The following is a 24,522-nucleotide window of genomic DNA, read 5'->3' as shown; positions in this document are numbered from 1 at the left end:
ATGGATATGGCGAATCTGACCTGGCTGCATGGCCGGCCGCAGAGTTCCGGGGTGTTGAAAGCCAATCCGGAAGATTTCGTGGTGGTCGAAGATCTGGGTTTTGCACCGGACGGCGAAGGTGAGCACGTGCTGGTAAATATCCGTAAAAACGGCTGCAATACCCAGTTCGTGGCCGATTACCTGGCGCGCTTCGCCGGTATTCACGCCCGTTCTGTCAGCTATGCCGGTTTGAAGGATCGCCACGCGGTGACCGAGCAGTGGTTCTGCCTGCATATGCCGGGCAAAGACACGCCGGATTTCTCCCGGTTTACGCTGGAAGGCTGCGAGGTGCTCTCGTTCGCCCGCCACCTGCGCAAAATGCGCATCGGCAATCTGAAGGGCAACCACTTTACGCTGGTGCTGCGCCAGATTTCCGATCGGCAGGACGTGGAACGTCGCCTGCAGGCTATCGCCGCGCAGGGCGTGCCCAACTATTTCGGCAGCCAACGCTTCGGCCGCGGCGGCAACAATCTGGTGATGGCGCGCCGCTGGGCGAACGACGAAATTCGTGTCAAAGAGCGCAGTAAGCGCAGCTTCTACCTGTCCGCCAGCCGCAGTGCACTGTTCAATCTGATAGCCGGCCGGCGCCTGGCCGACGGCCTGCAGCGCACCGTGCTGGATGGGGATGCCCTGCAGTTGAGCGGCCGCGGCAGCTGGTTCGTCGCCAAAGCCGATGAGCTGGAGACGTTGCAACAGCGGCTGGATGCCGGCGAGCTGGCGATCACGGCTCCCTTGCCGGGCGACGGTGAGCCAGGCACTGCCGGCCAAGCCTTGGTTTTTGAACAACAATGCTTGGCGGAACAACCGGAATTGCTTACGCTTTTAAAGCGCGAGCGTGTCGAACCCGCTCGCCGGGCCCTGCTGTTGCAGCCGCAAAATTTGCAGTGGAACTGGTGGGATGACGTTACCGTGGAACTGCGCTTCTGGCTGCCGGCGGGCAGCTTTGCTACCAGCGTGGTTCGCGAGATCATGCAGCAGGATAACAGTGATGCGGATATTGCTGAGTAACGATGACGGCGTCAGCGCCCCGGGCATTCAGGTGCTGGCGGCGGCGCTGCGGGAATTCGCCGAAGTGCAGGTCGTGGCGCCGGATCGTAACCGCAGCGGCTCTTCCAATGCTTTAACGCTGGAGTCGCCGTTGCGCACGCAGACGCTGGCCAACGGGGATATTGCGGTGTTGCAAGGGACGCCGACCGACTGCGTTTACCTTGGCGTCAACGCGTTGATGCGCCCGGCGCCCGATATCGTGGTATCCGGCATTAACGCCGGGCCGAATTTGGGCGACGACGTTATCTATTCCGGCACCGTCGCGGCGGCGATGGAGGGCCGGCACCTGGGGTTGCCTGCCTTGGCGGTGTCGCTGAACGGCCACCAGCACTACGCGACCGCCGCCGCCATTACCTGCCGCATCCTGCGCGCGCTGCAGCGCGAACCGCTACGTACCGGAAAAATTCTGAATATTAACGTGCCGGATCTGCCGCTGGCTGAGATCAAAGGCCTGCGCGTTACCCGCTGCGGCAGCCGCCATCCCGCCGACAAGGTCTTCTGCCAGCAGGATCCGCGCGGACAAAATATCTACTGGATCGGGCCGCCTGGTGATAAATTTGATGCCGGGCCGGATACCGACTTTGCGGCGGTGGAACAAGGCTATGTGGCGATAACGCCGCTGCAGGTGGATTTAACCGCCTACGCGGCGCAAGAAGTCGTGAAAACATGGTTAACCAAGGCAGAGGTTAGCGGGGAATGGTGAATAAGCGCATGCAAACATTGCTGACGCAGCTGCGGCAGCAGGGGATCCGAGACGAAAAGCTGCTGCGGGCGATCGAAGCGGTGCCGCGCGAGCGTTTTGTCGATGAAGCGCTGGATCATAAGGCCTACGAAAACACCGCATTGCCGATCGGTTCCGGTCAGACCATTTCCCAGCCTTATATGGTGGCGCGGATGACCGAGCTGCTGAATCTGAAACCTACCTCAAGGGTGCTGGAGATCGGTACCGGTTCCGGTTATCAAACCGCTATCCTGGCGCATCTGGTGCAACACGTTTGTTCCGTCGAACGCATCAAGGGGCTGCAGTGGCAGGCCAAGCGCCGCCTGAAACAGCTCGATCTTCACAATGTTTCCACCCGCCACGGCGACGGTTGGCAGGGTTGGGCGTCGCGCGGCCCGTTCGATGCGATCATCGTCACTGCCGCGCCGCCGGAGATCCCGCAGGCGCTGGTGGAGCAGCTGGACGACGGCGGCATTTTGGTGTTGCCGGTGGGCGAGCAGGCCCAAACCCTCAAACGCATTCAGCGTCATGGCAACGATTTCGTTGTCGATGCGGTAGAGGCGGTGCGCTTTGTGCCGTTGGTGAAAGGCGAATTGGCCTAGCGATTGTCTGAATTTTCGACCGTCTGCAAAATCTGTTGCACTTTCATCATGGCCGGATAAGGTTTTCTCGTTCCAATCAGGCTAATTTTCACTAGAATTGGCCTTTCTACGTAGTTGTCTTATGGTGCGGCAACGCCAATGTGGTTAGCATTGGCGCGCGTTTTGATGCTCCGGCGCGAGATGACCTGGCGTTCAGGGATCGGCCGGCGGCGCCTTTACATCGCAGAAACTGGGAAGTGGCAAAAGCTCGGCTACGATGTAAAGGGTATTTTGGATATATCACTGATATTGCTGTCATGGGGGAAGCATGAGCACGGGAAGCCCAATGATTACGTTACGCCGGGTAGCGGTGTGTACGATGGTAAGTTTGTGGTTGGCGGGTTGTACGAATACGGCCTCGACGTCGGCTCCTATCAGCAGCGTGGGGGGCGGCGGTGCCGCTCCATCCGGCAATAATAATGGCGGAGTGCAGCAGGCCAGCCCAGAGGGCCGCATTGTCTATAACCGCAGTTATAACGCCATCCCTAAAGGGAGCTACAGCGGCGGCGAAACTTATACGGTCAAGCGCGGCGACACGCTGTTTTATATCGCCTGGATCACCGGCAATGATTTCCGCGACCTGGCGCAGCGCAACAATATTCCCGAGCCATACAGCCTGAATGTTGGCCAAACCATTCAGCTTGGTAATGGTTCTGCCAACGGCGGCGGCGGCATGTTGGCGACGACAGATGCGACCAAAGGCGGTGTTCCGAAGCCACCTTCCAGCTCCCAGATCCAGACGGCAACGGTTGATTCTCAATCAACTAACGCGTATTCTGAAAACTCGGGTAAACAGAATGTAGGTAAGATGTTACCTGCAGCAGGTGCCGCAGCGGTTGGGACCGCGACTGCGCCTGTTACCGCGCCGGAAGCCGCTCCACCTGTGAGCAGCACCGTCAGCAACAGCGCTCCGGTCAGTACCTGGAGATGGCCGACTGACGGTAAGGTTATTGATAACTTTTCCTCATCAGAAGGTGGGAATAAGGGTGTCGATATCGCCGGTTCCCGTGGGCAGCCTATCTTCGCTACCGCCGATGGCCGCGTAGTGTATGCAGGCAACGCTTTACGGGGTTACGGTAATCTAATCATCATCAAACATAATGATGATTACCTGAGCGCCTACGCTCATAACGACACAATGCTGGTCCGGGAACAACAAGAAGTGAAGGCGGGTCAAAAAATAGCCACCATGGGTAGCACCGGTACCAGTTCAGTACGTTTGCATTTTGAAATTCGTTACAAGGGGAAATCCGTAAACCCGCTGCGTTATCTTCCGCAGCGATAGATTGGGCAGAATACGCTGAGATTCTGCTCGCGGTATCACGGGTAGGAGCAGCATATGAGCCAAAATACGCTGAAAGTTAACGAGTTACATGATGATGCGGATTTCGACGAGAATGGAGCTGAGGCCGAGTCGTTTGATGAAAAAGCGCTGGTAGAAGAAGAGACCAGCGAGAACGATTTAGCGGAAGAAGAGCTGTTGTCTCAAGGCGTTACGCAACGCGTATTGGATGCGACGCAGCTCTATCTGGGTGAGATCGGTTATTCACCTCTGCTGACCGCAGAGGAAGAAGTCTATTTTGCGCGGCGTGCTCTGCGCGGTGACGTGCCGTCCCGCCGCCGCATGATTGAAAGCAACCTGCGGCTGGTGGTGAAAATCGCCCGCCGCTACAGCAACCGCGGTCTGGCGCTGCTGGATCTGATCGAAGAGGGTAACCTCGGTCTGATTCGCGCAGTGGAAAAATTCGACCCGGAACGCGGCTTCCGCTTCTCCACTTATGCAACCTGGTGGATCCGTCAGACGATTGAACGGGCGATCATGAACCAAACCCGTACCATTCGTTTGCCTATCCATATCGTCAAAGAACTGAATGTCTATCTGCGCACCGCGCGCGAGCTTTCCCACAAGCTGGATCATGAACCGAGCGCTGAAGAAATTGCCGAGCAACTCGACAAGCCGGTGGATGACGTCAGCCGCATGCTGCGCCTGAATGAGCGCATCACCTCGGTGGATACGCCGCTGGGCGGGGATTCGGAGAAAGCGCTGCTGGACATTCTGGCCGACGAGAAGGACAACGGGCCTGAAGACACCACGCAAGATGACGATATGAAGCAAAGCATCGTCAAATGGCTGTTCGAACTGAACGCCAAACAGCGTGAAGTGTTGGCGCGTCGTTTCGGCCTGCTGGGCTATGAAGCGGCGACGCTGGAAGACGTAGGCCGGGAGATTGGCTTGACGCGCGAGCGCGTCCGTCAGATTCAGGTAGAAGGTCTGCGCCGTCTGCGTGAGATTTTGCAGATGCAGGGCCTGAGCATTGAGGCGCTGTTCCGCGAATAACGCCGGTTGTTGAACCGCATCAAATAAAAACGGTGAGCATGATGCTCACCGTTTTTTTATGCCCGCGTTTGGCGCCAGATTACACCATATTTTTCAGCCGGTAGATCCATTCCAGCGCCTGTCGAGGCGACAGGGAGTCTGGATCAAGCGCCTCCAGGGCTTCTACTGCCGGCGAGGTCTCTTCCTGCAGCAGCGTCATCTGGGTGGCATCGACGCTGCCCGACGCGGTGTGGCTGGAGATGGATTCCAGCTCGCGCAGTTTCTGACGGGCGCGTTTGATGACGTCGCGCGGCACGCCGGCCAGTGCGGCGACCGCCAGGCCATAGCTTTTGCTGGCGGCACCGTCTTGCACGCTGTGCATGAAGGCGATGGTGTCGCCGTGTTCAAGCGCATCCAGATGCACGTTGACCACGCCTTCCATCTTCTCAGGCAGGGTCGTTAGCTCGAAGTAGTGGGTGGCGAACAGCGTCATCGCCTTGATGCGGTTGGCCAGGTTCTCGGCGCAGGCCCAGGCCAGCGACAGGCCGTCGTAGGTGGAGGTGCCGCGGCCGATTTCATCCATTAACACCAGGCTGTGCTCGGTGGCGTTGTGCAGAATGTTGGCGGTTTCGGTCATCTCCACCATGAAGGTGGAGCGGCCGGAAGCCAGATCGTCCGCCGCGCCGACGCGGGTGAAGATGCGATCCACCGGGCCGATGGTGGCCTTGGTGGCCGGCACGTAGCTGCCGATGTGCGCCATCAGCACGATCAGCGCCGTTTGCCGCATATAGGTGCTTTTACCGCCCATATTCGGACCGGTTATGATCAGCATGCGGCGCTGCGGCGACAGGGTGAGCGGGTTGGAGATAAACGGCTCGCTCAGCACCTGCTCCACCACCGGATGGCGGCCTTCGGTAATGCGGATCCCCGGCTGCTCGCTCATGGTCGGGCAAGCGTAGTTCAGGGTATCGGCGCGCTCGGCCAGGTTGGCCAGCACGTCCAGCTCGGCCAGCGCGGCGGCGCTTTGTTGCAGTTCCGCCAGGTGCGGCAGCAGCAGATCGAACAGCTCGTCGTACAGGCTTTTCTCGATCGCCAGCGCCTTACCCTTGGAGGTGAGCACTTTGTCTTCGTACTCTTTCAGTTCCGGGATGATGTAGCGCTCGGCGTTTTTCAGCGTCTGACGGCGTACATAGTGGATCGGCACCAGGTGGCTTTGACCGCGGCTGACCTGAATGTAATAGCCGTGTACGCCGTTGAAGCCGACCTTGAGCGTATCCAGACCCAGCTTTTCACGCTCGCGGATCTCCAGCCGATCGAGGTAGTCGCTGGCGCCGTCGGCCAGTGCCCGCCACTCGTCCAGTTCGCTGTTGTAACCGGGGGCGATCACGCCGCCGTCGCGCACCAGCACCGGCGGTGATTCAATGACCGCGCGTTCCAGCAGCTCGCGCAGTTCGTCAAACTGGCCCACCTGCGACAGCAGCTGCTGCACGTGCGGCGTTTTCACATCCTGCAGCAGCGCGCGGATGTCCGGCAGTTGCTGGAAAGCATGGCGCATGCGCGCCAGATCGCGCGGCCGGGCGGTGCGCAGCGCCAAACGCGCCAAAATACGTTCCTGATCGCCTACCTGACGCAGCGAAGGCTGCAGATCCGCGAACAGTTCCTGTAATGCGCCGATCGCCTGCTGGCGGGCGGTCAGCACCTTGATGTCGCGGGTCGGCATGTGCAGCCAGCGTTTCAGCATGCGGCTGCCCATCGGCGTGACCGTACGGTCGAGGATCGCCGCCAGCGTGTTGTCGCTGCCGCCGGACAGGCTCTGCGTCAGCTCCAGGTTGCGGCGGGTGGCGGCATCCATGATGATGCCGTCCTGCTGGCGTTCCATGGTGATGCCGCGAATGTGCGGCAGCGAAGTGCGTTGGGTATCTTTGACGTACTGCAGCAGACAGCCGGCGGCGCGCAGCGCCTGGTGCGCCTGCTCGACGCCGAAGCCGGTCAAGTCGCGGGTGCCGAACTGCAGGTTGAGCTGTTGGCGTGCGGTCTCAAGCTCGAATTCCCACAGCGGGCGGCGGCGCAGGCCGTGGCGCTGTTCGATCAGCGCCATGTGTTCGAAGGTTTCCGGATAGAGCAGCTCGGCCGGATTGGTGCGCTGCAGCTCGGCGGCCATGGTTTCCAGATCCTGCGGCTCGGCGACGCGGAAGCGGCCGGAGCTGATGTCCAGCGTGGCGTAGCCGAAGCCGCGCGCATCCTGCCAGATCGCCGCCAGCAGGTTGTCCTGGCGTTCTTGCAGCAGCGCTTCGTCGGTGATGGTGCCGGGGGTGACGATACGCACCACTTTGCGTTCGACCGGCCCTTTGCTGGTGGCCGGATCGCCGATCTGCTCGCAGATGGCGACGGACTCGCCGAGCTGCACCAGCTTGGCCAGGTAGTTCTCCACTGCGTGGTGCGGCACGCCGGCCATCGGGATCGGTTCGCCCGCCGAGGCGCCGCGTTTGGTCAGCGAGATATCCAGCAGTTGGGAAGCGCGCTTGGCGTCGTCGTAAAATAGCTCGTAGAAGTCGCCCATGCGATAGAACAGCAGGATTTCAGGATGCTGGGCCTTGAGGCGCAGGTACTGCTGCATCATCGGCGTGTGCGAATCGAGTTTATCGGTGCTATTCATGCGATTATTTTTCCAATCCATTGAATGTAAAGGGAACTGTGATTTTCATTGTCGTCATTCGCTATCACATTGTTTCAGCAGGCGCCACCCCATTCAGCGCTTGGCGGGCGGCGCAAATCAAGTCATCAAAACGCCAAACGGCGTGTTCAAACCCAAGGTTTGCACAGACGCTTATACTAGCCCAGCGGGCAATCGGCTGTCACAGGTAAAAATGGGAAGCGCTGCGCAAGGCCGGTTTGCAACGAAGCGAGATTGTCGTTCGCCTGCGGGCAACAACGCAAGTGTCGCCGCCCGCTGAGGCGGCGTAGAGGTTATTGTGCGGCGGTGAGAGGCAAGGGCAGTTGATAGAGGCGGAAACTGTCGGGCACTTCGGTTTCATGGCCGGGCAGCAGGCGGTGGCGGATGCGCGATTCGCTGACGAAGGCGCAGCCTTGCGGAGTGATAGTCAGGTTGACCGGCGATTCCATGCCTTCGCGCAAGACCTCAATCCGGTGCATGCCTGCCGCCTTGGGTGACGGGATCCGCAGGATCCGCCCCTGGCCGCTCTGGATCCCGTTTTCCAGCACGATCAGCGCGCCGTCCGGCGCCAATCCCATTCCGTCCGGGTTTTCGATGAGGCGCGGCAGCTGCATTTCCGTCAGCTGCGGCTTTGGAGCGTTATAACTGAGGGTGTAGAGCTTACCGGTGCCGAAATTGGCGACAGCCATCAGCCGATCGTCGAGCAGCACGATGCCGGCGGCGCCCAGCCCGCTGGGGGCCGCTAACTGCGGATCCTGAAACAGCGTACGGAATGCCGTCTCGCCCGGTCGCAGGCGCAGGATGCCGCCGCCGCGGGTTTCCGTCACATACACCGTACCGTCTGCGCCGAGTACGATATCGTTGCCCATTTCTCCCGTCGGCAACGCCAGGCTGCGGTCGAGCGTGCCATCCGCGACGTTCAGCGCGTAAATGCGGTTGGCGCGCGTTTTGCCGCCGGAGAGGAAGTCCGGCGAATTGCCCCACAGCAGCCCACGTTTTTCGTCCAGCCGCAGCGCGTTTGAGGCGAACACCGTGTCAGCGCCGGGGAAAAAGGTTTCCCACGCTTGACCCGGCCGCTTGCGCAGCACGTTGCCGCTGGTGACAAAGCCGACATACAGCGTACCGTCCGTCGCACGGGCGATGCCGTTGGGGTAAAGCGCGCCAGGCGGCAGCGTCATGCTGTTTGCGGCGCAGTCTGCGCTGGCGGTAGCCTGCACCGGAGCGCTAAGGGTGAATACGGCAGCGAGGGCGAGCAACACCGCTCGCGCGGTAAGCGCATATGACATGTCTTCTCTCCTGGAATGACGGGAAAGGGGCTACCAGCGCTCAGGGCGGACAGCATGCGCCATTGGCGCCTCCAGCGCGGCCACGTCTTCCGGTGATAGCCTGAGGTCGAGCGCTGCCAGCGCATCCTGCAGATGATGCGGCTTGGACATGCCCACCAGCGGCGACGCCACGCCGGGTTTGGCCAACAGCCAGGCCAGCGCGATTTGCGCTGGTGGAATGCCGCGCGCGGCCGCCACCTCCGCGACCGCCGCGACGGTGCGTTCTACCTCGTTTCTGCCGCCGTACCAACGGGGCGCCTGTTCGTCGGTGGCGGCGCGCAGCGTGCCGCCGCTGCCGGAGCCGGCCAGCACGCCGCGGGCCAGCGGCGACCAGGGGGTCAGACCAAGACCTTCCTCCAGGCACAGCGGGATCAGCTCCTCTTCATCTTCACGCGTCACCAGGTTGTATTGGCTTTGCAGCGAAATAAACGGCACCAGGCGGTGCTGACGTTGAAAGGCCAGCATTTTCATCAGGCGCCAGGCGTGCAGTGAGGAGGCGCCGAGATAGCGGATCTTGCCCGCCCGCACCAGGCCATCGAGGGTGTCGGCGGTTTCTTCGATCGGCGTTTCGGTGTCGAAGCGGTGCAGCACGAACAGATCGAGGTAATCCGTTCCCAGCCGCTGCAAGGAGGCGTCGACGCTGTGCAGCAGGTGCTTGCGTGATAGCCCCCGGCTGTTCGGCTGCGCGTCCATTGGAAAGTAGGCCTTGGTGGCGATCACCACGTCTTCACGGCGGGCGAACGCCCTCAGCGCGCGGCCGAGAATGCGCTCGCTTTCTCCGCCGGAGTAAATGTTGGCGGTATCGAAAAAATTGATGCCCGCCTCCAGCGCCTCGCGGATAAAGGGGCGCGCTTCATCTTCCTTCAGCACCCAGGGCCGCCAGGCCGGATCGCCGTAGGTCATGCAACCCAGGCAGAGGCGGGACACCTTCAGGCCGCTGTCGCCAAGCCGAACGTAGTTCATGGCCTCGTCTCCTCAACGCATGCCGGCGATGGTGTAACCGCCGTCCACCAGCAGGCTTTGGCCGGTGATGAAGCGAGCTTCGTCCGTCGCCAGCCACAGCGCCACATCGCCGATGTCTTCCGATTCACCCAGGCGGCCGGCGGGCGTATGGGCGATAAAGGGCGCGAAGGCCGCGCTGTCAGCCACGCTGCCGCGTGCCATCGGCGTGTCGATGATGCCGGGGTTGATGTTGTTGACGCGGATGCCCTGGCCGCTGTACTCGAGCGCCACCGCGCGGATCATCGCATCGAGCGCGCCCTTGCTGGCGGAGTAGCTGGATGAGCCGGCCAGCGCGCCGTGGGTCAGCCAGGAGGAGGTGTTGATGATCACGCCGCCCGAGCGCTGAGCCAGGAAGGTTTCAATCTCATATTTCATCGCCAGCCAGACGCCCCTGAGGTTAATGGCGATAACCCGGTCAAAATCCTCGCTGGTCTGCTCGGTGATGGGGGCGAAGTCGCCGATGATGCCGGCGTTGTTGAAGGCGACGTCGAGCCGGCCGTAATGGGCGGTCACCGTGGCGATCAGTTGGCGGATATCGCCTTCCTGAGAGACGTCGGCCACGATGGGCAGGGCGTCGCCGCCGGCCAGCGCGATGTCGCGCGCCGTGGCTTCGATTTCCGCCGCGCGTCGGCCGGCCAGCGCGACTTTGGCGCCTTCGCGGGCATAGGCCAGCGCGGCGGCGCGGCCGATGCCGGTGCCGCCGCCGCTCACCAGTACGACTTTGTCCGCCAGACGGCGCGGCGTTTCATGAGTTGGAGCTGTAGCATTAATCATCGTATCGATACCTGGTAATGGGGTCGATCGCAATGCTATGTTGTTAGATGACGGATAACTATCCGCTAAAAATTCATCTCACTATTAGATAATTTATATCAATAGCATGAAAAAACCTGAACTGTCCGGCCTGGCGGCCTTTGTGGCTATCGCCAGTGAACGCAGCTTCCGCCGCGCCGCCGCCCGATTGGGCGTGACGCCGCCGACGCTGACCCACACTCTGCGCGAATTGGAAGCGCAGGTGGGCATTCGCCTGCTAAACCGCACCACCCGCAACGTCTCGCCGACGGAGGCCGGTGAGCATCTGCTGGCACAGCTGGTGCCCGCTTTTACCGACATCGACGCCGCGCTGGAGAGCCTGAATGTGTTTCGCGAAGGGCCGCGCGGCCTGGTGCGCATCAACGCGCCGCGTTCGGCCATCGATCTTGCCATCGTGCCGCATCTGGAGCGGTTGGCCTGCGAGTACCCCGGCATTACGCTGGAAGTGGTGGCGGACGAGGGGTTTGCCAACATTGTCGAACAGGGCTTTGACGCCGGTATTAGGCTCGGCGAGGATCTGCACAACGATATGCGCGCGGTGCGTCTGACGCCGGATCTGCGTTTCGCCATCGTCGCCACGCCGGACTATTTTCAACGTCACGGCGAACCGACGCATCCACAGGATTTGCTGCAGCACCGCTGCATCGGTTGGCGCAAGGCCTCTTCGGGCGAGCGCTACAAATGGGCATTTCAGCAGGGCCAGCAGCGGTTTTCCGTGGCGGTTAACAGCCCGTTGATACTCGATGACGGCAGGATGATGGTGCAGGCGGCGCTGGCGCACGTCGGCATCGCTTTCGCCATCGAACAAGAGGTAGAAGAACACCTGGCGAGCGGGCGGCTGCGGCGGGTGTTGGCCGACTGGTGCGCGCCGTTTACCGGTTTTTACCTCTATTACCCCAACCGCAGGAATCATTCCGTGGCGCTGAGCACGGTGATCGAGTTGCTGCGTCTGCCCACCTAATCCTCTTCACCGGCTATCGCGTTCGGATAGCTGTAAGTGAATCAAGCTTGAACTATTTTTATTCCCTTTTCGTTTGTTCAGGCGCAAATAAACCCTTAAATTCTCGGTGAGTTTGTAACTTGCTGTTTATAATTGTTATTTGAATATTTATTACGAATATTCCGAGTTTTTATCGGTTATTTGAGAGCCCGGTCACACTATTTTTTTGTGCGAAATGTGAAGGGGGTCAATCCGTCAGGTCAATGAGAGACGGTTATGTCTCCTCCTGGCTTACCGATCCGTTTTTCATGCTCCGTATACTGTCCGTAACCAGGGCAACGTGACGGAAATTTTCATAAGGAATGTGCGTGAAGCAATCGTGATTGCATCTGGCATACAAATAACACGGGGTTTTTTTGATTATCTGAGGTGCTTGGTATGGAAAAGAAAAAAATCTATCTGTTTTGTTCTGCCGGTATGTCCACTTCCCTGTTGGTATCAAAAATGAAGGCGCAGGCCGAGAAATATGAAGTGCCGGTGATCATCGCCGCCTATCCGGAAGCGCTGGCTGCGGAGAAAGGCGTTGAGGCGGATCTGATCCTGCTGGGGCCGCAGATCGCCTACACCTTGCCGGAAGTGCAAAAACAGCTGCCCAACAAACCTGTGGAAGTCATCGATCCGCTGCTGTACGGCAAGGTCGATGGGCTGGGCGTGCTGAAGGCCGCGGTGGCCGCTATCAAGAAAGCCAATCAATAACAGGAGGCCGCCGTGAATACCCTCATTGCCTCGCTCGAGAAGGTTATCCTGCCTTTCGCCGTAAAAATCGGTAAGCAGCCCCACGTCAACGCCATCAAGAATGGCTTTATCCGCCTGATGCCGCTGACCTTGACCGGGGCGATGTTCGTGTTGATCAACAACGTGTTCCTGAGCTTCGGCGAAGGATCGTTCTTCTATTCGCTGGGCGTAAGGTTGGATGCCTCTACCATCGAGACGCTGAATAGTCTGAAGAGCATCGGCGGCAGCGTTTACAACGGCACGCTGGGGATCATGTCCCTGATGACGCCGTTCTTTATCAGCATGGCGTTGGCGGAAGAGCGAAAGGTCGATCCGCTCGCTTCGGCGCTGCTGGCGGTGGCGGCCTTTATGACCGTCACACCGTTCAATGTCGGCGAGGCCTATGCGGTGGGGGCCAACTGGTTGGGCGGCGCCAACATCATTTCCGGTATGGTGATTGGGCTGGTGGTGGCCGAGATGTTTGCCTTCATCGTGCGGCGCAACTGGGTGATTAGCCTGCCGGACAGCGTGCCGGCTTCGGTGTCGCGTTCCTTCTCGGCGCTGATCCCCGGTTTCATCATCCTCTCCATCATGGGGCTGGTGGCGTTCGCGCTGGCGCACTGGGGCACCAACTTCCACCAGATCATCATGGACGGCATTTCGGCGCCGCTGGCCAAGATGGGCAGCGTGGTGGGCTGGGTGTACGTACTGTTCTCCTCGCTGCTGTGGTTCTTTGGGGTGCACGGTTCCATGGCGCTGGCGGCCCTGGACAGCGGCATCATGACGCCGTTCGCGCTGGAAAACGTGGAGCTGTACAACAAATACGGTTCGGTCGAAGCGGCGGTGGCCGCCGGAAAAGAGTTCCACATGTGGGCGAAACCGTTCGTCGACTCCTACATCTACCTCGGCGGCACCGGCTCGACGCTGGGCTTGATCATAGCCATCTTCATCGCCTCGCGCCGCGAAGATTACCGCCAGGTCGCCAAACTGGCGACGCCATCCGGCATCTTCCAGATCAACGAACCGATACTGTTCGGCCTGCCGGTGATCATGAACCCGGTGATGTTCATTCCGTTCATCCTGGTGCAGCCGGTGCTGACCATTATCACCTCCCTGGCCTACTACTCCGGGCTGATCCCGCCGATCACCAACATCGCACCCTGGACCATGCCGGTCGGCCTGGGGGCGTTCTTCAACACCAACGGCAGCATCATGGCCATGTTGCTGAGCCTGTTCAACCTGGCGGTCGCCACCGTGATCTATCTGCCGTTCGTGGCGATCTCCAACAAGGCGCAGAGCCAGATCGACGCGGCGACGGAAAGCGAAGAAGACATCGCCAAGGCGCTGAAATTCTAACTGTGGAACGGGGCGGTGTGGCCGCCCCGCGAGGGACGCGAGTATGGAATATCAATTTGCCGACGGGTTCTGGTGGGGCAGCGCCACCTCCGCGCCACAGTCTGAAGGGGCGGCCGCGCGGGACGGCAAGAGCCGCAACATCTTCGACTATTGGTACGAGATCGCGCCCGAGCGCTTTCACGAGCGGGTGGGCCCGACCGAAGCCTCGACCTTTTACGACCATTTCCGCACCGATATCGGGCTGCTCAAAACGCTGGGCCACAATACCTTTAGAACGTCGATCTCGTGGTCGCGGCTGATCCCGGACGGCGACGGTGAAGTGAACCCGCAGGCGGTGGCGTTCTATAACGCGATGATCGACGAGCTGCTGGCGCAGGGCATCACCCCGTTTATCAATCTCTATCACTTCGATATGCCGCTGTGCATGCAACAGCGCGGCGGTTGGGAAAGCCGGGCGGTGGTCGAAGCCTATGCGCGTTACGCCGATACCTGTTTCGGCCTGTTTGGCGATCGGGTCACCCACTGGTTTACCTTCAACGAGCCGATCGTGCCGGTGGAAGCCGGTTACCTGAATGACCTGCACTACCCTTGCGTGGTGGACTTCAAACGGGCGGTCACCGTGGCGTATCACAGCGTACTGGCGCACGCCATGGCGGTGCAGCGTTTCAGAGCGCGGGGGCTGCCGGGGAGCATCGGCATCATTCTGAATCTGAGCCCGACCTATCCGCGCTCCGACGCGCCGGAGGATCGGCAGGCGGCACACGACGCCGATCTGCTGCTCAATCGCAGTTTCCTCGATCCGGTCGCCAAAGGGCGTTACCCGGCCGCATTGTTGCACCTGCTGGAGCGGCATGGGCTGATGCCCTACTGCGAACCGCAGGACGCGCAGCTGATCGAAGGCGGCGTGGTGGATATCCTTGGCGTCAACTATTACCAGCCGCGCAGGGTGCAGGCGAAAGAGGGACGGCGCACCGAGGGGCCGATCGCATCGCCGGAGGATTTGTTCAGTTACTATGCAATGCCGGGCCGCAAAATCAATCCGCACCGCGGCTGGGAGATCTATGAGAAGGGGCTGTACGACATCCTGATGGATCTGAAAGAGAACTACGGCAATCTGCCCTGTTATATTTCGGAAAACGGCATGGGCGTCGAGGGCGAAGAAGCGTTTATCGGCGCCGATGGGCGGGTGGAGGACGATTACCGCATCGACTTTATTCGCGAGCACCTGAAGTGGCTGCACCGCGCGCTGGCGGAAGGCTCGCAGTGCAAGGGCTATCATCTGTGGACCTTTATCGATTGCTGGTCCTGGCTGAATGCCTACAAGAATCGTTATGGGCTGGTGCGGCTGGATCGGGCGGATCAGCGGCGCACCATCAAAAAAAGCGGTTACTGGTTTGCCGAGGCGGCCAGACGCAACGGATTTGACTAACGGGAGGCCGGCGCCGTGTCCGATAACCGAATTTCGCTGAGTGCCAACGACGTGAAGCTGATTCGCGAGCAGGATTTCTTTAACTGCAAAGACTTTCACCTGTTCATCTACAACAAGGTGGAAAGCGCCACCGGGCTGCATCAGCACGACTATTACGAGTTCACCATCGTGCTGAGCGGCAAATGCTATCAGGAGATCAACGGCAAGCGGGTGCTGCTGGAGCGCGGGGATTTCGTCTTTATCCCTATCGGTTCCTACCACCAGAGCTTTTACGAGTTCGGCGCGACGAAAATCTTCAACGTGGCGGTCAGCAAAGCGTTCTTTGAAGAACATTACTTGCAACAGCTGCCGCGTTGCTTTGTCGCCTCGCAGGCCTACAGCCTGAGAAGCGAGTTTTTGGCCTATATCGAATCGGTGGTGAGTTCGCCGCAGTTTCGCGAGGATGATTTCGCCGAGTTTCTCGAAACGCTGACCTTCTATGTGATAAGCCGCATTCGTCACCATAAAGAAGAAAACGACGGCGGCGATGATATCCCGCAGTGGCTGAAGAACACCCTGGCCGGCATGCATGACAAGGCGATGTTCGGCGAAAAGGCGTTGGCGAACATGGTGGCGCTGTCGGGGAAAACCCAGGAGTACCTGACCCGGGCGATGCGGCGCTACTACCAGAAGACGCCGATGCAGGTGATCAATGAGATCCGCATCAACTTCGCCAAGACGCAGCTGGAGGTCACCAACTATTCGGTCTCTGACATCGCCTTCGATTCCGGCTATGGCGACGTCAGCTTGTTCATTAAAAACTTCAAGCGGCTCACCGACGTGACCCCAGGCAACTACCGAAAAAAGTGTTACGGCCCTCTTTAGGGCCGCTCCCGATCAGTATCAACGCCGATATGCCGATGAGCTTCAGGGCGCCGGTCGGTTAATCATTTGATTTTTACCTTAACGAGGGGGAATGCCGCGCCGAGCGGTCGGCCTTCCCTTGCCAAAAATCCATCCCGCGGGAGCCTCTATGGAAAAACTACTGATCGTGAATGCCGATGATTTCGGCCTGAGCAAAGGGCAGAACTATGGCGTCATCGAGGCGTATCAGCATGGCGTCGTTTCCTCCACCACGGCGATGGTGAACGGCGGCGGCGCGCAGCACGCGGCGGCGCTCAGCCGGCAATATCCGGGGTTGCCGATTGGGCTGCATTTCGTTTTGACCCATGGCAAGCCGCTGGGCGCCATGCCTTCGCTGGTCAACGAACATGGCGAACTGGGCAAATGGCTGTGGCGCCGCGCCGAGGCCGGCGAGCTGCAGCTGGACGAAATTCACGAGGAGCTGCAGCGCCAGTTCACGCGCTTCGTGACGCTGTTCGGCCGGCCGCCGACGCATATCGACAGCCACCACCATGTGCATATGCAGCCGCAAATTTATCCGCTGGTGGAGGCGTTCGCGCAAGCGCAGGGTCTGCCGCTGCGTCTCGATCGCGAAGAGGCGAAACGGCGTGGCATCACGCTGCATGCCCCCTATAGCACTGACGCTTTTGACGCGGGATTCTACGGTGAGACGATTTCCGAAACGTTGTTCCTGCAAAGGTTGGCGCGCGCCGACGAGCAGGGCGCAGAATCATTGGAAATGATGTGCCACCCGGCGTTCCTCGACGCGACGATCCTGCAGAGCCAATACTGCCATCCGCGCCTCGTCGAGCTGGATGTGTTGACCGCGCCGACGCTGAAAGCGGCGATCGCCGAACGCGGTTTTCTGTTGGGCTCCTTCCAGGATCTGTAACGCCGCCGTTTACAGCATGGCGTGCGCCTTTTTCAGGCCGGTGTCTTCTTCCGGATCGGCGCCCTGAGGCAAGGGCTCCGCCTCTTGTGCTTCAGGCTGCGGCTCGTCGACCTCGGGCGCCGCTTCCGGCGGCGGCATGGTGTCGTGAATGATCTGTTCATCGAAGGTCGGATTGAGCGCCGGCGACAGCGGCGAGCTGGTGAGGCTGTCCGGCAGCGGAATGTGCGGCACCGGCGCGTCCTGCGCCAACTGCGGTTCCTCCGCTTTCGCCGTGCGGCTGAAGGCCGCCAGCAGCACGCCGCACAGGGCGAAAAAGGCGTACAGGATATTGCCGCCCAGCGGCTCGATCAGCGCGCCGACCGCCAATGGCCCGATGCTGGCGCCGACGCCGAACGCCATCAGCAGACAGGCGGCCAGCGAGACGCGGCGTTCCGGCTCGATCAGATCGTTGGCCAGCGCCACCGCCAACGGGTAGAGCGTAAATTGCAACATGCTGACGACGAACCCGACCGCCAGCAGCAGCGGGAAATCGATGTGCGGCAGCAGCGCCAGCGGCAGCGCCGCCACGATCAGAAAAATGGCGTTGAGGCGCATCAGCAACGGGCGATTATAGCGATCCGACAGCCAACTGAGCGGGAACTGCGCCACCAGCCCGGCGAAGATGGCCAGCGCCATGAACAGGCCGGTTTGCTGAGTGGTTAAGGATTGCAGGCTGGCGTAGACCGGCGCCAGGCCGTAAAACGAGCCCACCACCATGCCGATCACCAGCGTGGTAGCCAGCACCTTGGGAATGGCGCCGACAAAGTAACGCAGCTCCATCGGGGCCGGCGACATGTGGCGCGCATTGGTGCGGGTGGTGAGAGCGATGGGCACCAGACAAAGCGCGAAGCACAGCGCGATCACCAGCAGCGTGGTGATGCCCAGGTTGCTTTGCAGCATCAGCACTACCTGGCCCAGCGACATGCCGAGATAGGTCGCCGCCATATAGAAGCCGAACACCATGCCGCGCTGGTTGGATTCCGCCTGGTCGTTCAGCCAGCTTTCCAGCACCATATACTGGCACATCATGCACAGCCCGATCACCAAACGCAGCGCGACCCAGGCGGGAATGAACGCCGTCAGACCGTGCCCCAGCACCGCAGCGGTGATGATGCCGGCGCAGGCCACGTAGGCGCGGATATGCCCGACGCGGGCGATGAGAAAGTGGCCGACCTTGCCGCCGATCACCAACCCGATGTAGTTGGCGGCGATGATGGCGCCGATCAGCGCGCTGCTGACGTTGATGGAGGCCAGCCGCAGCGAGACATAGGTGGTGAGCAGGCCTGAGCCCAACAGCAGCAACAGGGTGGTGGTGTACAACGGCAAGAATACGCCCAACGTTTTTTTCACGCTATCATCCTAATCTCTTCTGGTGCGCCCTGAGGCCGCCGCCGCAGCGCGCCGCCTCCGTGATGTTCCTTGTGCTGGTGCGCCGCCGCTCAATGGGGCGCTTCTTTTGATACTAGCAGCTTGGCCGGGCGCTTAAAACCGCACCTCCTGCGAGGCGCTGCGCATTTCTGCGCGCCGGCCGCCGCGTCGCCTTGATAAATGCTACTATCGGGCGCATATACCTGAATTCGCGAGGGAGGGGTTATGAGTGAAAACCAACTGCGCCGGCTCAGCGTGCTGGCGGGGGAAAAACTGAAGGCGCAGGGCCGCTGGATCACCTGCGCGGAATCCTGCACCGGCGGCGGCATCGCCAAGGCCATCACCGATATCGCCGGCAGCTCCGCCTATTTCGATCGCGGTTTCGTCACCTACAGCAATGCGGCGAAACATGATCTGCTGGGGGTGAGCGAAGCGACGTTGATGGCGCACGGCGCGGTCAGCGAAGAGGTGGTGCGCGAGATGGCGATAGGGGCGCTGCGGGCGGCGCAGGCCGATCTGGCGCTGTCGGTGAGCGGCATCGCCGGCCCGGACGGCGGCAGCGTGGAAAAGCCGGTCGGCACCGTGTGGTTCGGCTTTGCCAGCAGCGATGGCCGGGGGCTTTCGCGCAAGATGCAATTCGAGGGCGACCGCGATGCGGTGCGGCTGCAGGCGACGATTTTCGCGCTGCAAACCGCCATCGACGAATTTTTGTAAATTAGGCTTGATACTGTATGACCATACAGTATAATTAGTGACATTTCCTGCACAACATACATTCAGTGGCAGTGTGGGGTAACACCGGCATTGCGAAACGAAGGAGCAAAAATGGCTATTGATGAGAACAAGCAAAAGGCGTTAGCTGCGGCACTGGGCCAGATTGAGAAACAGTTCGGCAAAGGCTCCATCATGCGTCTGGGTGAAGACCGCTCCATGGACGTGGAAACGATCTCCACCGGCTCACTGTCACTCGATATCGCCCTGGGCGCCGGCGGCCTGCCGATGGGCCGCATCGTAGAAATCTACGGCCCGGAATCGTCCGGTAAAACCACTTTGACGCTGCAGGTGATCGCCGCTGCGCAGCGCGAAGGCAAAACCTGTGCGTTCATCGACGCCGAACACGCGCTGGATCCTATCTATGCGAAAAAGCTGGGCGTCGATATCGACAACCTGCTGTGCTCCCAGCCGGATACCGGCGAGCAGGCGCTGGAAATCTGTGATGCGCTGACCCGCTCCGGCGCGGTTGATGTCATCATCGTCGACTCCGTGGCGGCGCTGACGCCGAAGGCGGAAATCGAAGGTGAAATCGGCGATTCGCACATGGGCCTGGCGGCGCGCATGATGAGCCAGGCGATGCGTAAACTGGCCGGCAACCTGAAAAACGCCAATACCCTGCTGATCTTCATCAACCAGATCCGTATGAAAATTGGTGTGATGTTCGGCAACCCGGAAACCACGACCGGCGGTAACGCCCTGAAGTTCTATGCTTCGGTGCGTCTGGATATCCGCCGCATCGGCGCCATCAAAGAAGGCGACGAAGTGGTGGGCAGCGAAACCCGCGTGAAAGTGGTGAAGAACAAAATCGCTGCGCCGTTCAAACAGGCTGAGTTCCAAATCATGTACGGCGAAGGCATCAACAGCCGCGGCGAACTGGTCGATCTGGGCGTGAAGCACAAGATGATCGAAAAAGCCGGCGCCTGGTACAGCTATAACGGCGAGAAGATCGGTCAGGGCAAGGCGAACGCCTGTAACTTCCTGAAAGAAAACCCGGCTATCGCCGCCGAGCTGGACAAGAAGCTGCGCGACCTGCTGCTGCACAGCGGCGGTGAGCTGGTGGCTGCTTCCGGTGACGACTTCGAAGATGACGAAGCGGAAACCAGCGAGCAGTTCTAATCGCTGAAGATGTGCGCCGCCGTTTATGTGGCGCATATCCTCTGAATTCAGGCTTGAATGATGAATGACTTGCTAAGCCGCGCCATGCGCCTGCTGTCGCAACGCGATCATAGTGAAGCTGAACTGCGCCGCAAACTTGCGGCGCAGCCGTTTGTGGCGAAAGCCCGGTTTGGCGGTAAGGGGCCGCATGCGCCGACATCGCCGCCGCCGGTAGCTGAAGAGCCGGTGGATCCTGCGCTGATCGATCAGGTTATCGCCTACTGTTACCAGCACAACTGGCTGGATGATAAGCGTTTCGCACACAGCTACATCGGTAGCCGCAGCCGCAAGGGTTATGGCGCGCAGCGTATCCGCAGCGAACTGATGCAAAAGGGCGTGGATAAAGCGCTGGTGCAGGACGCGTTGGCGGAATGCGATATCGACTGGTGCGAACAGGCGAAACAGGTGGCGCAGCGAAAATTTGGCGATGCGTTGCCAACCGACTGGAAAGAGAAAGCCAAAGTGCAGCGTTATCTGCTCTATCGCGGTTTCTTCCAGGAAGAAATTCAGTCAATTTACCGTGATTTTGCGCAATGAGCGCACACGGGGTTTTACTTCCCTCTGAAGAAAATTTATCTTATCCCCACTTTTTGTTCGTGGGCTGGTTGTCATCGTCGGGATGACGCGCCACCGGCTCACGTGTCGTTATTCTAGCCTTTCCAGGAAAATTATGAGCAAGAGCACCGCTGAGATCCGTCAAGCGTTTCTCGATTTCTTTCATAGTAAGGGTCATCAGGTTGTAGCAAGCAGCTCCCTGGTGCCTAACAATGATCCGACATTGCTGTTTACCAATGCCGGCATGAACCAATTTAAGGATGTTTTCCTGGGGCTCGACAAACGCGCCTATTCCCGCGCCACCACCTCGCAGCGCTGCGTGCGCGCAGGCGGCAAGCATAACGACCTGGAAAACGTCGGTTATACCGCTCGTCACCACACCTTCTTTGAAATGCTGGGTAACTTCAGCTTCGGCGATTACTTCAAGCACGACGCGATCAGCTACGCGTGGGAACTGCTGACCGGTGAAAACTGGTTCAACCTGCCGAAAGAGAGACTGTGGGTCACCGTGTATGAAACCGATGACGAAGCATTCGACATCTGGCAGAAGCAAATCGGCGTACCGGCCGAGCGCATTATCCGCATCGGCGATAACAAGGGCGCGCCTTTCGCTTCAGATAACTTCTGGCAGATGGGTGATACCGGCCCATGCGGCCCGTGCACCGAGATTTTCTACGATCACGGCGATCACATCTGGGGCGGCCCTCCGGGCAGCCCGGAAGAAGACGGCGACCGCTACATCGAGATCTGGAACATCGTTTTCATGCAGTTCAACCGTCAGTCCGACGGCACCATGCTGCCGCTGCCGAAACCTTCGGTGGATACCGGCATGGGTCTGGAGCGCATCGCGGCGGTGTTGCAGCATGTGAACTCCAACTATGAGATCGACCTGTTCCGTACCCTGATCGCCGCCGTAGCGAAAGTGACCGGCGCGACCGATCTGGATAACAAATCCCTGCGCGTTATCGCCGACCACATTCGTTCCTGCGCCTTCCTGGTGTCTGACGGCGTGATCCCGTCTAACGAAAACCGCGGCTACGTGCTGCGTCGTATCATTCGCCGCGCGATCCGTCATGGCAACATGCTGGGCGCGAAAGATACCTTCTTCTACAAGCTGGTAGCGCCACTGATCGAAGTGATGGGCCCGGCGGCCGACGAGCTGAAACGCCAGCAATCGCTGGTGGAGCAGGTGCTGAAAACCGAAGAGGAGCAGTTTGCCCGCACGCTGGAGCGTGGTCTGGCGTTGTTGGACGAAGAGCTGGCCAAGCTGCAGGGCGATACTCTGGACGGCGAAACCGCTTTCCGTCTGTACGATACCTACGGTTTCCCGGTCGATCTGACCGCTGACGTCTGCCGCGAGCGCGGTCTGAAAGTCGACGAAGCGGGCTTTGAAGAAGCGATGGAAGCGCAGCGCCGCCGCGCGCGTGAGTCCAGCGGCTTCGGCGCCGACTACAACAGCCTGATCCGCGTGGATGGCAGCAGCCAGTTCAGTGGCTACGATCACGACGAGCAGCAGGCGACGGTGATCGCGTTGTTCCGTGACGGCCAGCCGGTCGAGCAGATCAACGCCGGCGAAGAGGCGGTGGTGGTGCTGGACGAGACGCCGTTCTACGGTGAATCCGGCGGCCAGGTCGGCGATAAAGGCGTGCTGAAAGCCGCCGGCGCCGAGTTTGTGGTCAATGACACCCAGAAATACGGTCAGGCTATCGGCCACCAAGGCAAACTGGCGCAGGGCTCGCTGAAGCTGAACGATCGCGTGGATGCGCAGATCGACGCCGAGCGCCGCAACAGCATCCGCCTGAACCACTCCGCGACTCACCTGCTGCACGCTGCGCTGCGCCAAACGCTGGGCGATCACGTTGCGCAGAAAGGCTCGCTGGTTAACGACAAATACCTGCGTTTCGACTTCTCGCACTTCGAAGCGATGAAGCCGGAACAAATCCGCGCGGTGGAAGATCTGGTGAACCAGCAGGTGCGTCGTAACCTGCCGGTGCAGACCGAGCTGATGGCGTTGGAAGACGCCAAAGAGAAGGGCGCAATGGCGCTGTTCGGTGAGAAGTACGACGACAACGTGCGCGTGCTGACCATGGGCGACTTCTCCACCGAGCTGTGCGGCGGCACCCACGCCAGCCGCACCGGCGATATCGGCCTGTTCCGCATTTTGAGCGAGTCGGGCACCGCGGCGGGCATCCGCCGTATTGAAGCGGTGACCGGCGCAGGCGCTATCGCCACGCTGCACCAGCAAAGCGATTTGTTGCAAGACGTTGCGCAGTTGGTGAAGGGCGACAGCAACAACCTGACCGATAAAGTGCGCTCGGTGCTCGATCGCACCCGCGCGCTGGAAAAAGAACTGCAGCAACTGAAAGATCAGCAGGCGGCGCAGGAAAGCGCGTCGCTGTCCAGCCAGGCGAAACTGGTTAACGGCGTGAAGCTGTTGGTCAGCCAGTTGGACAATGTCGAAGCCAAAATGCTGCGCACCATGGTGGATGACCTGAAAAATCAATTGGGTTCGGCCATTATCGTGTTGGCGACGACGGCTGATGACAAAGTCAGCCTGGTCGCGGGCGTGACCAAGGATCTGACTGACCGCGTGAAAGCCGGCGAGTTGATCGGCAACGTGGCGCAGCAGGTCGGCGGCAAGGGCGGTGGTCGCCCGGATATGGCGATGGCGGGGGGGACGGATATCAACGCTCTGCCAGCGGCGTTAAACAGCGTAGAAGCCTGGGTGGCCTCAAAGCTGTGAACATAAATAAATAGCACGGACAAACGCCATAATACTTTGTTGATTATGGCGTTTTCATACTGTGCTAACACAATTTAGTTACAATTGCGGGAACAAAGTTTTTCTGGTCGGCTAAACTTACCATTATCTGAGGTGGGACCAAGTCTGCTTACACTTATTGTGGATTGCGCGGCTTACGTTTTCACCACATATGATGGATAATGACGGGGAAACTGAGAGACCCGACTCTTTTAATCTTTCAAGGAGCAAAGAATGTTAATTCTGACTCGTCGAGTTGGTGAAACCCTCATGATTGGCGATGAGGTTACGGTCACTGTGCTAGGGGTAAAAGGCAACCAGGTGCGTATTGGTGTGAACGCCCCCAAAGAGGTTTCAGTTCACCGTGAAGAAATCTATCAGCGCATTCAGGCAGAGAAGTCTCAGCAGACGACTTACTGATTCCGAAGCAGCGTCTCGTTGCCAGACGAGACGCTACTGCATCGTTTTACCCACTTCTTTCGTTCTCCCCTCTCTTTTTCGTGATTATTTTCCCGGTGAGTTTCCTGCTTTATTGCTGCAGACGTTGCGGTTGCCTGTTGATTAAACGCCCTTTTTGCCGTGAAATCGCCCATGTTGGGTGCGAATTGTGCAAACGCGCATGAGTTGGGAAAAATTGTTTGACTTAAAAGTCGGAGAAAGTAATATGTGCGCCACGCAGTGCCGATGAGCTTCTCCAAAGCAAGTTAGGCACAATTCGAAAGAAGCGTATGGTGAGGTGGCCGAGAGGCTGAAGGCGCTCCCCTGCTAAGGGAGTATGCGGTCAAAAGCTGCATCCGGGGTTCGAATCCCCGCCTCACCGCCATTTGCATCCGTAGCTCAGCTGGATAGAGTACTCGGCTACGAACCGAGCGGTCGGAGGTTCGAATCCTCCCGGATGCACCATATTTTGCAGTATGGTGGGGTAGTAACAACGTACCATACGGTATCAAAAAAGAATTCCTGTGCATCCGTAGCTCAGCTGGATAGAGTACTCGGCTACGAACCGAGCGGTCGGAGG

At 59.7% G+C, this 24,522-nt stretch carries 21 protein-coding genes and 2 tRNA genes; 18 read left to right on the top strand and 5 right to left on the bottom strand.

Annotation, left to right across the window (positions count from 1 at the left end; genetic code table 11):
• From truD to rpoS, 5 genes are all read left to right on the top strand, one after another.
• Complete coding sequence (gene truD / locus MMS95_RS18130) at positions 1–1,047, top strand: tRNA pseudouridine(13) synthase TruD (protein ID WP_076740949.1); 1,047 nt, start codon at positions 1–3, stop codon at positions 1,045–1,047.
• Complete coding sequence (surE, locus tag MMS95_RS18125) at positions 1,028–1,789, top strand: 5'/3'-nucleotidase SurE (protein ID WP_015376691.1); 762 nt, start codon at positions 1,028–1,030, stop codon at positions 1,787–1,789. Before truD ends, surE begins: the two co-directional genes overlap by 20 nt.
• Positions 1,783–2,409, top strand: coding sequence for a protein-L-isoaspartate(D-aspartate) O-methyltransferase (locus MMS95_RS18120; RefSeq protein WP_004932585.1), 627 nt, complete (start codon positions 1,783–1,785; stop codon positions 2,407–2,409). The genes surE and MMS95_RS18120 overlap by 7 nt, the downstream gene beginning before the upstream one ends.
• Before the next feature lie 325 nt (positions 2,410–2,734).
• Complete coding sequence (gene nlpD, locus MMS95_RS18115; RefSeq protein WP_015376692.1) at positions 2,735–3,733, top strand: murein hydrolase activator NlpD; 999 nt, start codon at positions 2,735–2,737, stop codon at positions 3,731–3,733.
• A 54-nt stretch (positions 3,734–3,787) separates the two neighbouring features.
• The gene (rpoS, locus tag MMS95_RS18110; RefSeq protein WP_004932578.1) at positions 3,788–4,786 is read left to right on the top strand and encodes an RNA polymerase sigma factor RpoS; all 999 of its coding nucleotides are present in this window, start codon (positions 3,788–3,790) and stop codon (positions 4,784–4,786) included.
• Between the two features lie 79 nt (positions 4,787–4,865).
• Here the strand turns inward: rpoS and mutS are convergent, their stop codons facing one another.
• The 4 genes from mutS to MMS95_RS18090 form a co-directional block, all read right to left on the bottom strand.
• Positions 4,866–7,421 carry a DNA mismatch repair protein MutS gene (gene mutS, locus MMS95_RS18105; protein WP_031300372.1) on the bottom strand — a complete coding sequence of 852 codons (2,556 nt, stop codon included), beginning with the start codon at positions 7,419–7,421 and terminating at the stop codon, positions 4,866–4,868.
• A 311-nt stretch (positions 7,422–7,732) separates the two neighbouring features.
• On the bottom strand, positions 7,733–8,725 hold the full coding sequence (locus MMS95_RS18100) for a hypothetical protein (RefSeq protein ID WP_021505311.1): 993 nt from the start codon (positions 8,723–8,725) through the stop codon (positions 7,733–7,735).
• Between the two features lie 30 nt (positions 8,726–8,755).
• Entirely contained in the window at positions 8,756–9,727 is a 972-nt protein-coding gene (locus MMS95_RS18095) for an aldo/keto reductase (RefSeq protein ID WP_088381250.1), read from the bottom strand.
• Between the two features lie 12 nt (positions 9,728–9,739).
• Positions 9,740–10,540, bottom strand: a complete 801-nt coding sequence (locus MMS95_RS18090; protein ID WP_242142032.1) for a glucose 1-dehydrogenase — start codon at positions 10,538–10,540, stop codon at positions 9,740–9,742.
• A 106-nt stretch (positions 10,541–10,646) separates the two neighbouring features.
• Here MMS95_RS18090 and MMS95_RS18085 point away from each other — a divergent pair, with 106 nt between their 5' ends.
• The 6 genes from MMS95_RS18085 (at position 10,647) to chbG (ending at position 16,852) form a co-directional block, all read left to right on the top strand.
• The gene (locus MMS95_RS18085) at positions 10,647–11,540 is read left to right on the top strand and encodes a LysR family transcriptional regulator (RefSeq protein ID WP_015376695.1); all 894 of its coding nucleotides are present in this window, start codon (positions 10,647–10,649) and stop codon (positions 11,538–11,540) included.
• Positions 11,541–11,957: 417 nt separating this feature from the next.
• Complete coding sequence (locus tag MMS95_RS18080; protein WP_004932561.1) at positions 11,958–12,275, top strand: PTS sugar transporter subunit IIB; 318 nt, start codon at positions 11,958–11,960, stop codon at positions 12,273–12,275.
• A 12-nt stretch (positions 12,276–12,287) separates the two neighbouring features.
• On the top strand, positions 12,288–13,649 hold the full coding sequence (gene chbC / locus MMS95_RS18075) for a PTS N,N'-diacetylchitobiose transporter subunit IIC (protein ID WP_004932557.1): 1,362 nt from the start codon (positions 12,288–12,290) through the stop codon (positions 13,647–13,649).
• A 43-nt stretch (positions 13,650–13,692) separates the two neighbouring features.
• On the top strand, positions 13,693–15,078 hold the full coding sequence (locus MMS95_RS18070) for a glycoside hydrolase family 1 protein (RefSeq protein WP_075686334.1): 1,386 nt from the start codon (positions 13,693–13,695) through the stop codon (positions 15,076–15,078).
• A 15-nt stretch (positions 15,079–15,093) separates the two neighbouring features.
• Positions 15,094–15,942 (top strand): transcriptional regulator ChbR, encoded by an 849-nt coding sequence (chbR, locus tag MMS95_RS18065; RefSeq protein WP_015376697.1) that lies wholly within the window; start codon positions 15,094–15,096, stop codon positions 15,940–15,942.
• A 148-nt stretch (positions 15,943–16,090) separates the two neighbouring features.
• Positions 16,091–16,852 carry a chitin disaccharide deacetylase gene (gene chbG / locus MMS95_RS18060; protein WP_021505307.1) on the top strand — a complete coding sequence of 254 codons (762 nt, stop codon included), beginning with the start codon at positions 16,091–16,093 and terminating at the stop codon, positions 16,850–16,852.
• A 9-nt stretch (positions 16,853–16,861) separates the two neighbouring features.
• Here the strand turns inward: chbG and MMS95_RS18055 are convergent, their stop codons facing one another.
• Complete coding sequence (locus MMS95_RS18055) at positions 16,862–18,241, bottom strand: MFS transporter (RefSeq protein WP_242142030.1); 1,380 nt, start codon at positions 18,239–18,241, stop codon at positions 16,862–16,864.
• A gap of 243 nt (positions 18,242–18,484) precedes the next feature.
• Here MMS95_RS18055 and pncC point away from each other — a divergent pair, with 243 nt between their 5' ends.
• The 7 genes from pncC to MMS95_RS18020 all read left to right on the top strand — a co-directional run bounded on the left by pncC (position 18,485) and on the right by MMS95_RS18020 (position 24,407).
• The gene (pncC, locus tag MMS95_RS18050) at positions 18,485–18,973 is read left to right on the top strand and encodes a nicotinamide-nucleotide amidase (RefSeq protein ID WP_015376700.1); all 489 of its coding nucleotides are present in this window, start codon (positions 18,485–18,487) and stop codon (positions 18,971–18,973) included.
• 111 nt (positions 18,974–19,084) lie between these two features.
• The gene (gene recA / locus MMS95_RS18045; protein ID WP_004932541.1) at positions 19,085–20,149 is read left to right on the top strand and encodes a recombinase RecA; all 1,065 of its coding nucleotides are present in this window, start codon (positions 19,085–19,087) and stop codon (positions 20,147–20,149) included.
• A gap of 60 nt (positions 20,150–20,209) precedes the next feature.
• On the top strand, positions 20,210–20,725 hold the full coding sequence (gene recX / locus MMS95_RS18040) for a recombination regulator RecX (RefSeq protein WP_075686330.1): 516 nt from the start codon (positions 20,210–20,212) through the stop codon (positions 20,723–20,725).
• A gap of 133 nt (positions 20,726–20,858) precedes the next feature.
• Positions 20,859–23,486 carry an alanine--tRNA ligase gene (gene alaS, locus MMS95_RS18035; protein ID WP_004932534.1) on the top strand — a complete coding sequence of 876 codons (2,628 nt, stop codon included), beginning with the start codon at positions 20,859–20,861 and terminating at the stop codon, positions 23,484–23,486.
• A gap of 252 nt (positions 23,487–23,738) precedes the next feature.
• Entirely contained in the window at positions 23,739–23,924 is a 186-nt protein-coding gene (gene csrA, locus MMS95_RS18030; RefSeq protein ID WP_004091602.1) for a carbon storage regulator CsrA, read from the top strand.
• Between the two features lie 310 nt (positions 23,925–24,234).
• Positions 24,235–24,327 (top strand) — tRNA-Ser (locus tag MMS95_RS18025).
• Positions 24,328–24,330: 3 nt separating this feature from the next.
• Positions 24,331–24,407, top strand: a tRNA-Arg gene (locus tag MMS95_RS18020).
• Positions 24,408–24,522: the final 115 nt, after the last annotated feature.

Source organism: Serratia sp. PGPR-27, from assembly GCF_022678525.1.
GTDB lineage: Bacteria > Pseudomonadota > Gammaproteobacteria > Enterobacterales > Enterobacteriaceae > Serratia > Serratia nematodiphila.
This window is presented reverse-complemented; position numbering and strand designations above follow the sequence as displayed.

What these genes read in the sequence shown, in the direction of transcription:
- truD (WP_076740949.1), top strand. Translation starts at nt 1, where the DNA reads ATGGATATGGCGAATCTGACCTGGCTGCATGGCCGGCCGCAGAGTTCC.
- surE (WP_015376691.1), top strand. Translation starts at nt 1,028, where the DNA reads ATGCGGATATTGCTGAGTAACGATGACGGCGTCAGCGCCCCGGGCATT.
- MMS95_RS18120 (WP_004932585.1), top strand. Translation starts at nt 1,783, where the DNA reads ATGGTGAATAAGCGCATGCAAACATTGCTGACGCAGCTGCGGCAGCAG.
- nlpD (WP_015376692.1), top strand. Translation starts at nt 2,735, where the DNA reads ATGATTACGTTACGCCGGGTAGCGGTGTGTACGATGGTAAGTTTGTGG.
- rpoS (WP_004932578.1), top strand. Translation starts at nt 3,788, where the DNA reads ATGAGCCAAAATACGCTGAAAGTTAACGAGTTACATGATGATGCGGAT.
- mutS (WP_031300372.1), bottom strand. Translation starts at nt 7,421, where the DNA reads ATGAATAGCACCGATAAACTCGATTCGCACACGCCGATGATGCAGCAG.
- MMS95_RS18100 (WP_021505311.1), bottom strand. Translation starts at nt 8,725, where the DNA reads ATGTCATATGCGCTTACCGCGCGAGCGGTGTTGCTCGCCCTCGCTGCC.
- MMS95_RS18095 (WP_088381250.1), bottom strand. Translation starts at nt 9,727, where the DNA reads ATGAACTACGTTCGGCTTGGCGACAGCGGCCTGAAGGTGTCCCGCCTC.
- MMS95_RS18090 (WP_242142032.1), bottom strand. Translation starts at nt 10,540, where the DNA reads ATGATTAATGCTACAGCTCCAACTCATGAAACGCCGCGCCGTCTGGCG.
- MMS95_RS18085 (WP_015376695.1), top strand. Translation starts at nt 10,647, where the DNA reads ATGAAAAAACCTGAACTGTCCGGCCTGGCGGCCTTTGTGGCTATCGCC.
- MMS95_RS18080 (WP_004932561.1), top strand. Translation starts at nt 11,958, where the DNA reads ATGGAAAAGAAAAAAATCTATCTGTTTTGTTCTGCCGGTATGTCCACT.
- MMS95_RS18070 (WP_075686334.1), top strand. Translation starts at nt 13,693, where the DNA reads ATGGAATATCAATTTGCCGACGGGTTCTGGTGGGGCAGCGCCACCTCC.
- chbG (WP_021505307.1), top strand. Translation starts at nt 16,091, where the DNA reads ATGGAAAAACTACTGATCGTGAATGCCGATGATTTCGGCCTGAGCAAA.
- pncC (WP_015376700.1), top strand. Translation starts at nt 18,485, where the DNA reads ATGAGTGAAAACCAACTGCGCCGGCTCAGCGTGCTGGCGGGGGAAAAA.
- recA (WP_004932541.1), top strand. Translation starts at nt 19,085, where the DNA reads ATGGCTATTGATGAGAACAAGCAAAAGGCGTTAGCTGCGGCACTGGGC.
- recX (WP_075686330.1), top strand. Translation starts at nt 20,210, where the DNA reads ATGAATGACTTGCTAAGCCGCGCCATGCGCCTGCTGTCGCAACGCGAT.
- alaS (WP_004932534.1), top strand. Translation starts at nt 20,859, where the DNA reads ATGAGCAAGAGCACCGCTGAGATCCGTCAAGCGTTTCTCGATTTCTTT.
- csrA (WP_004091602.1), top strand. Translation starts at nt 23,739, where the DNA reads ATGTTAATTCTGACTCGTCGAGTTGGTGAAACCCTCATGATTGGCGAT.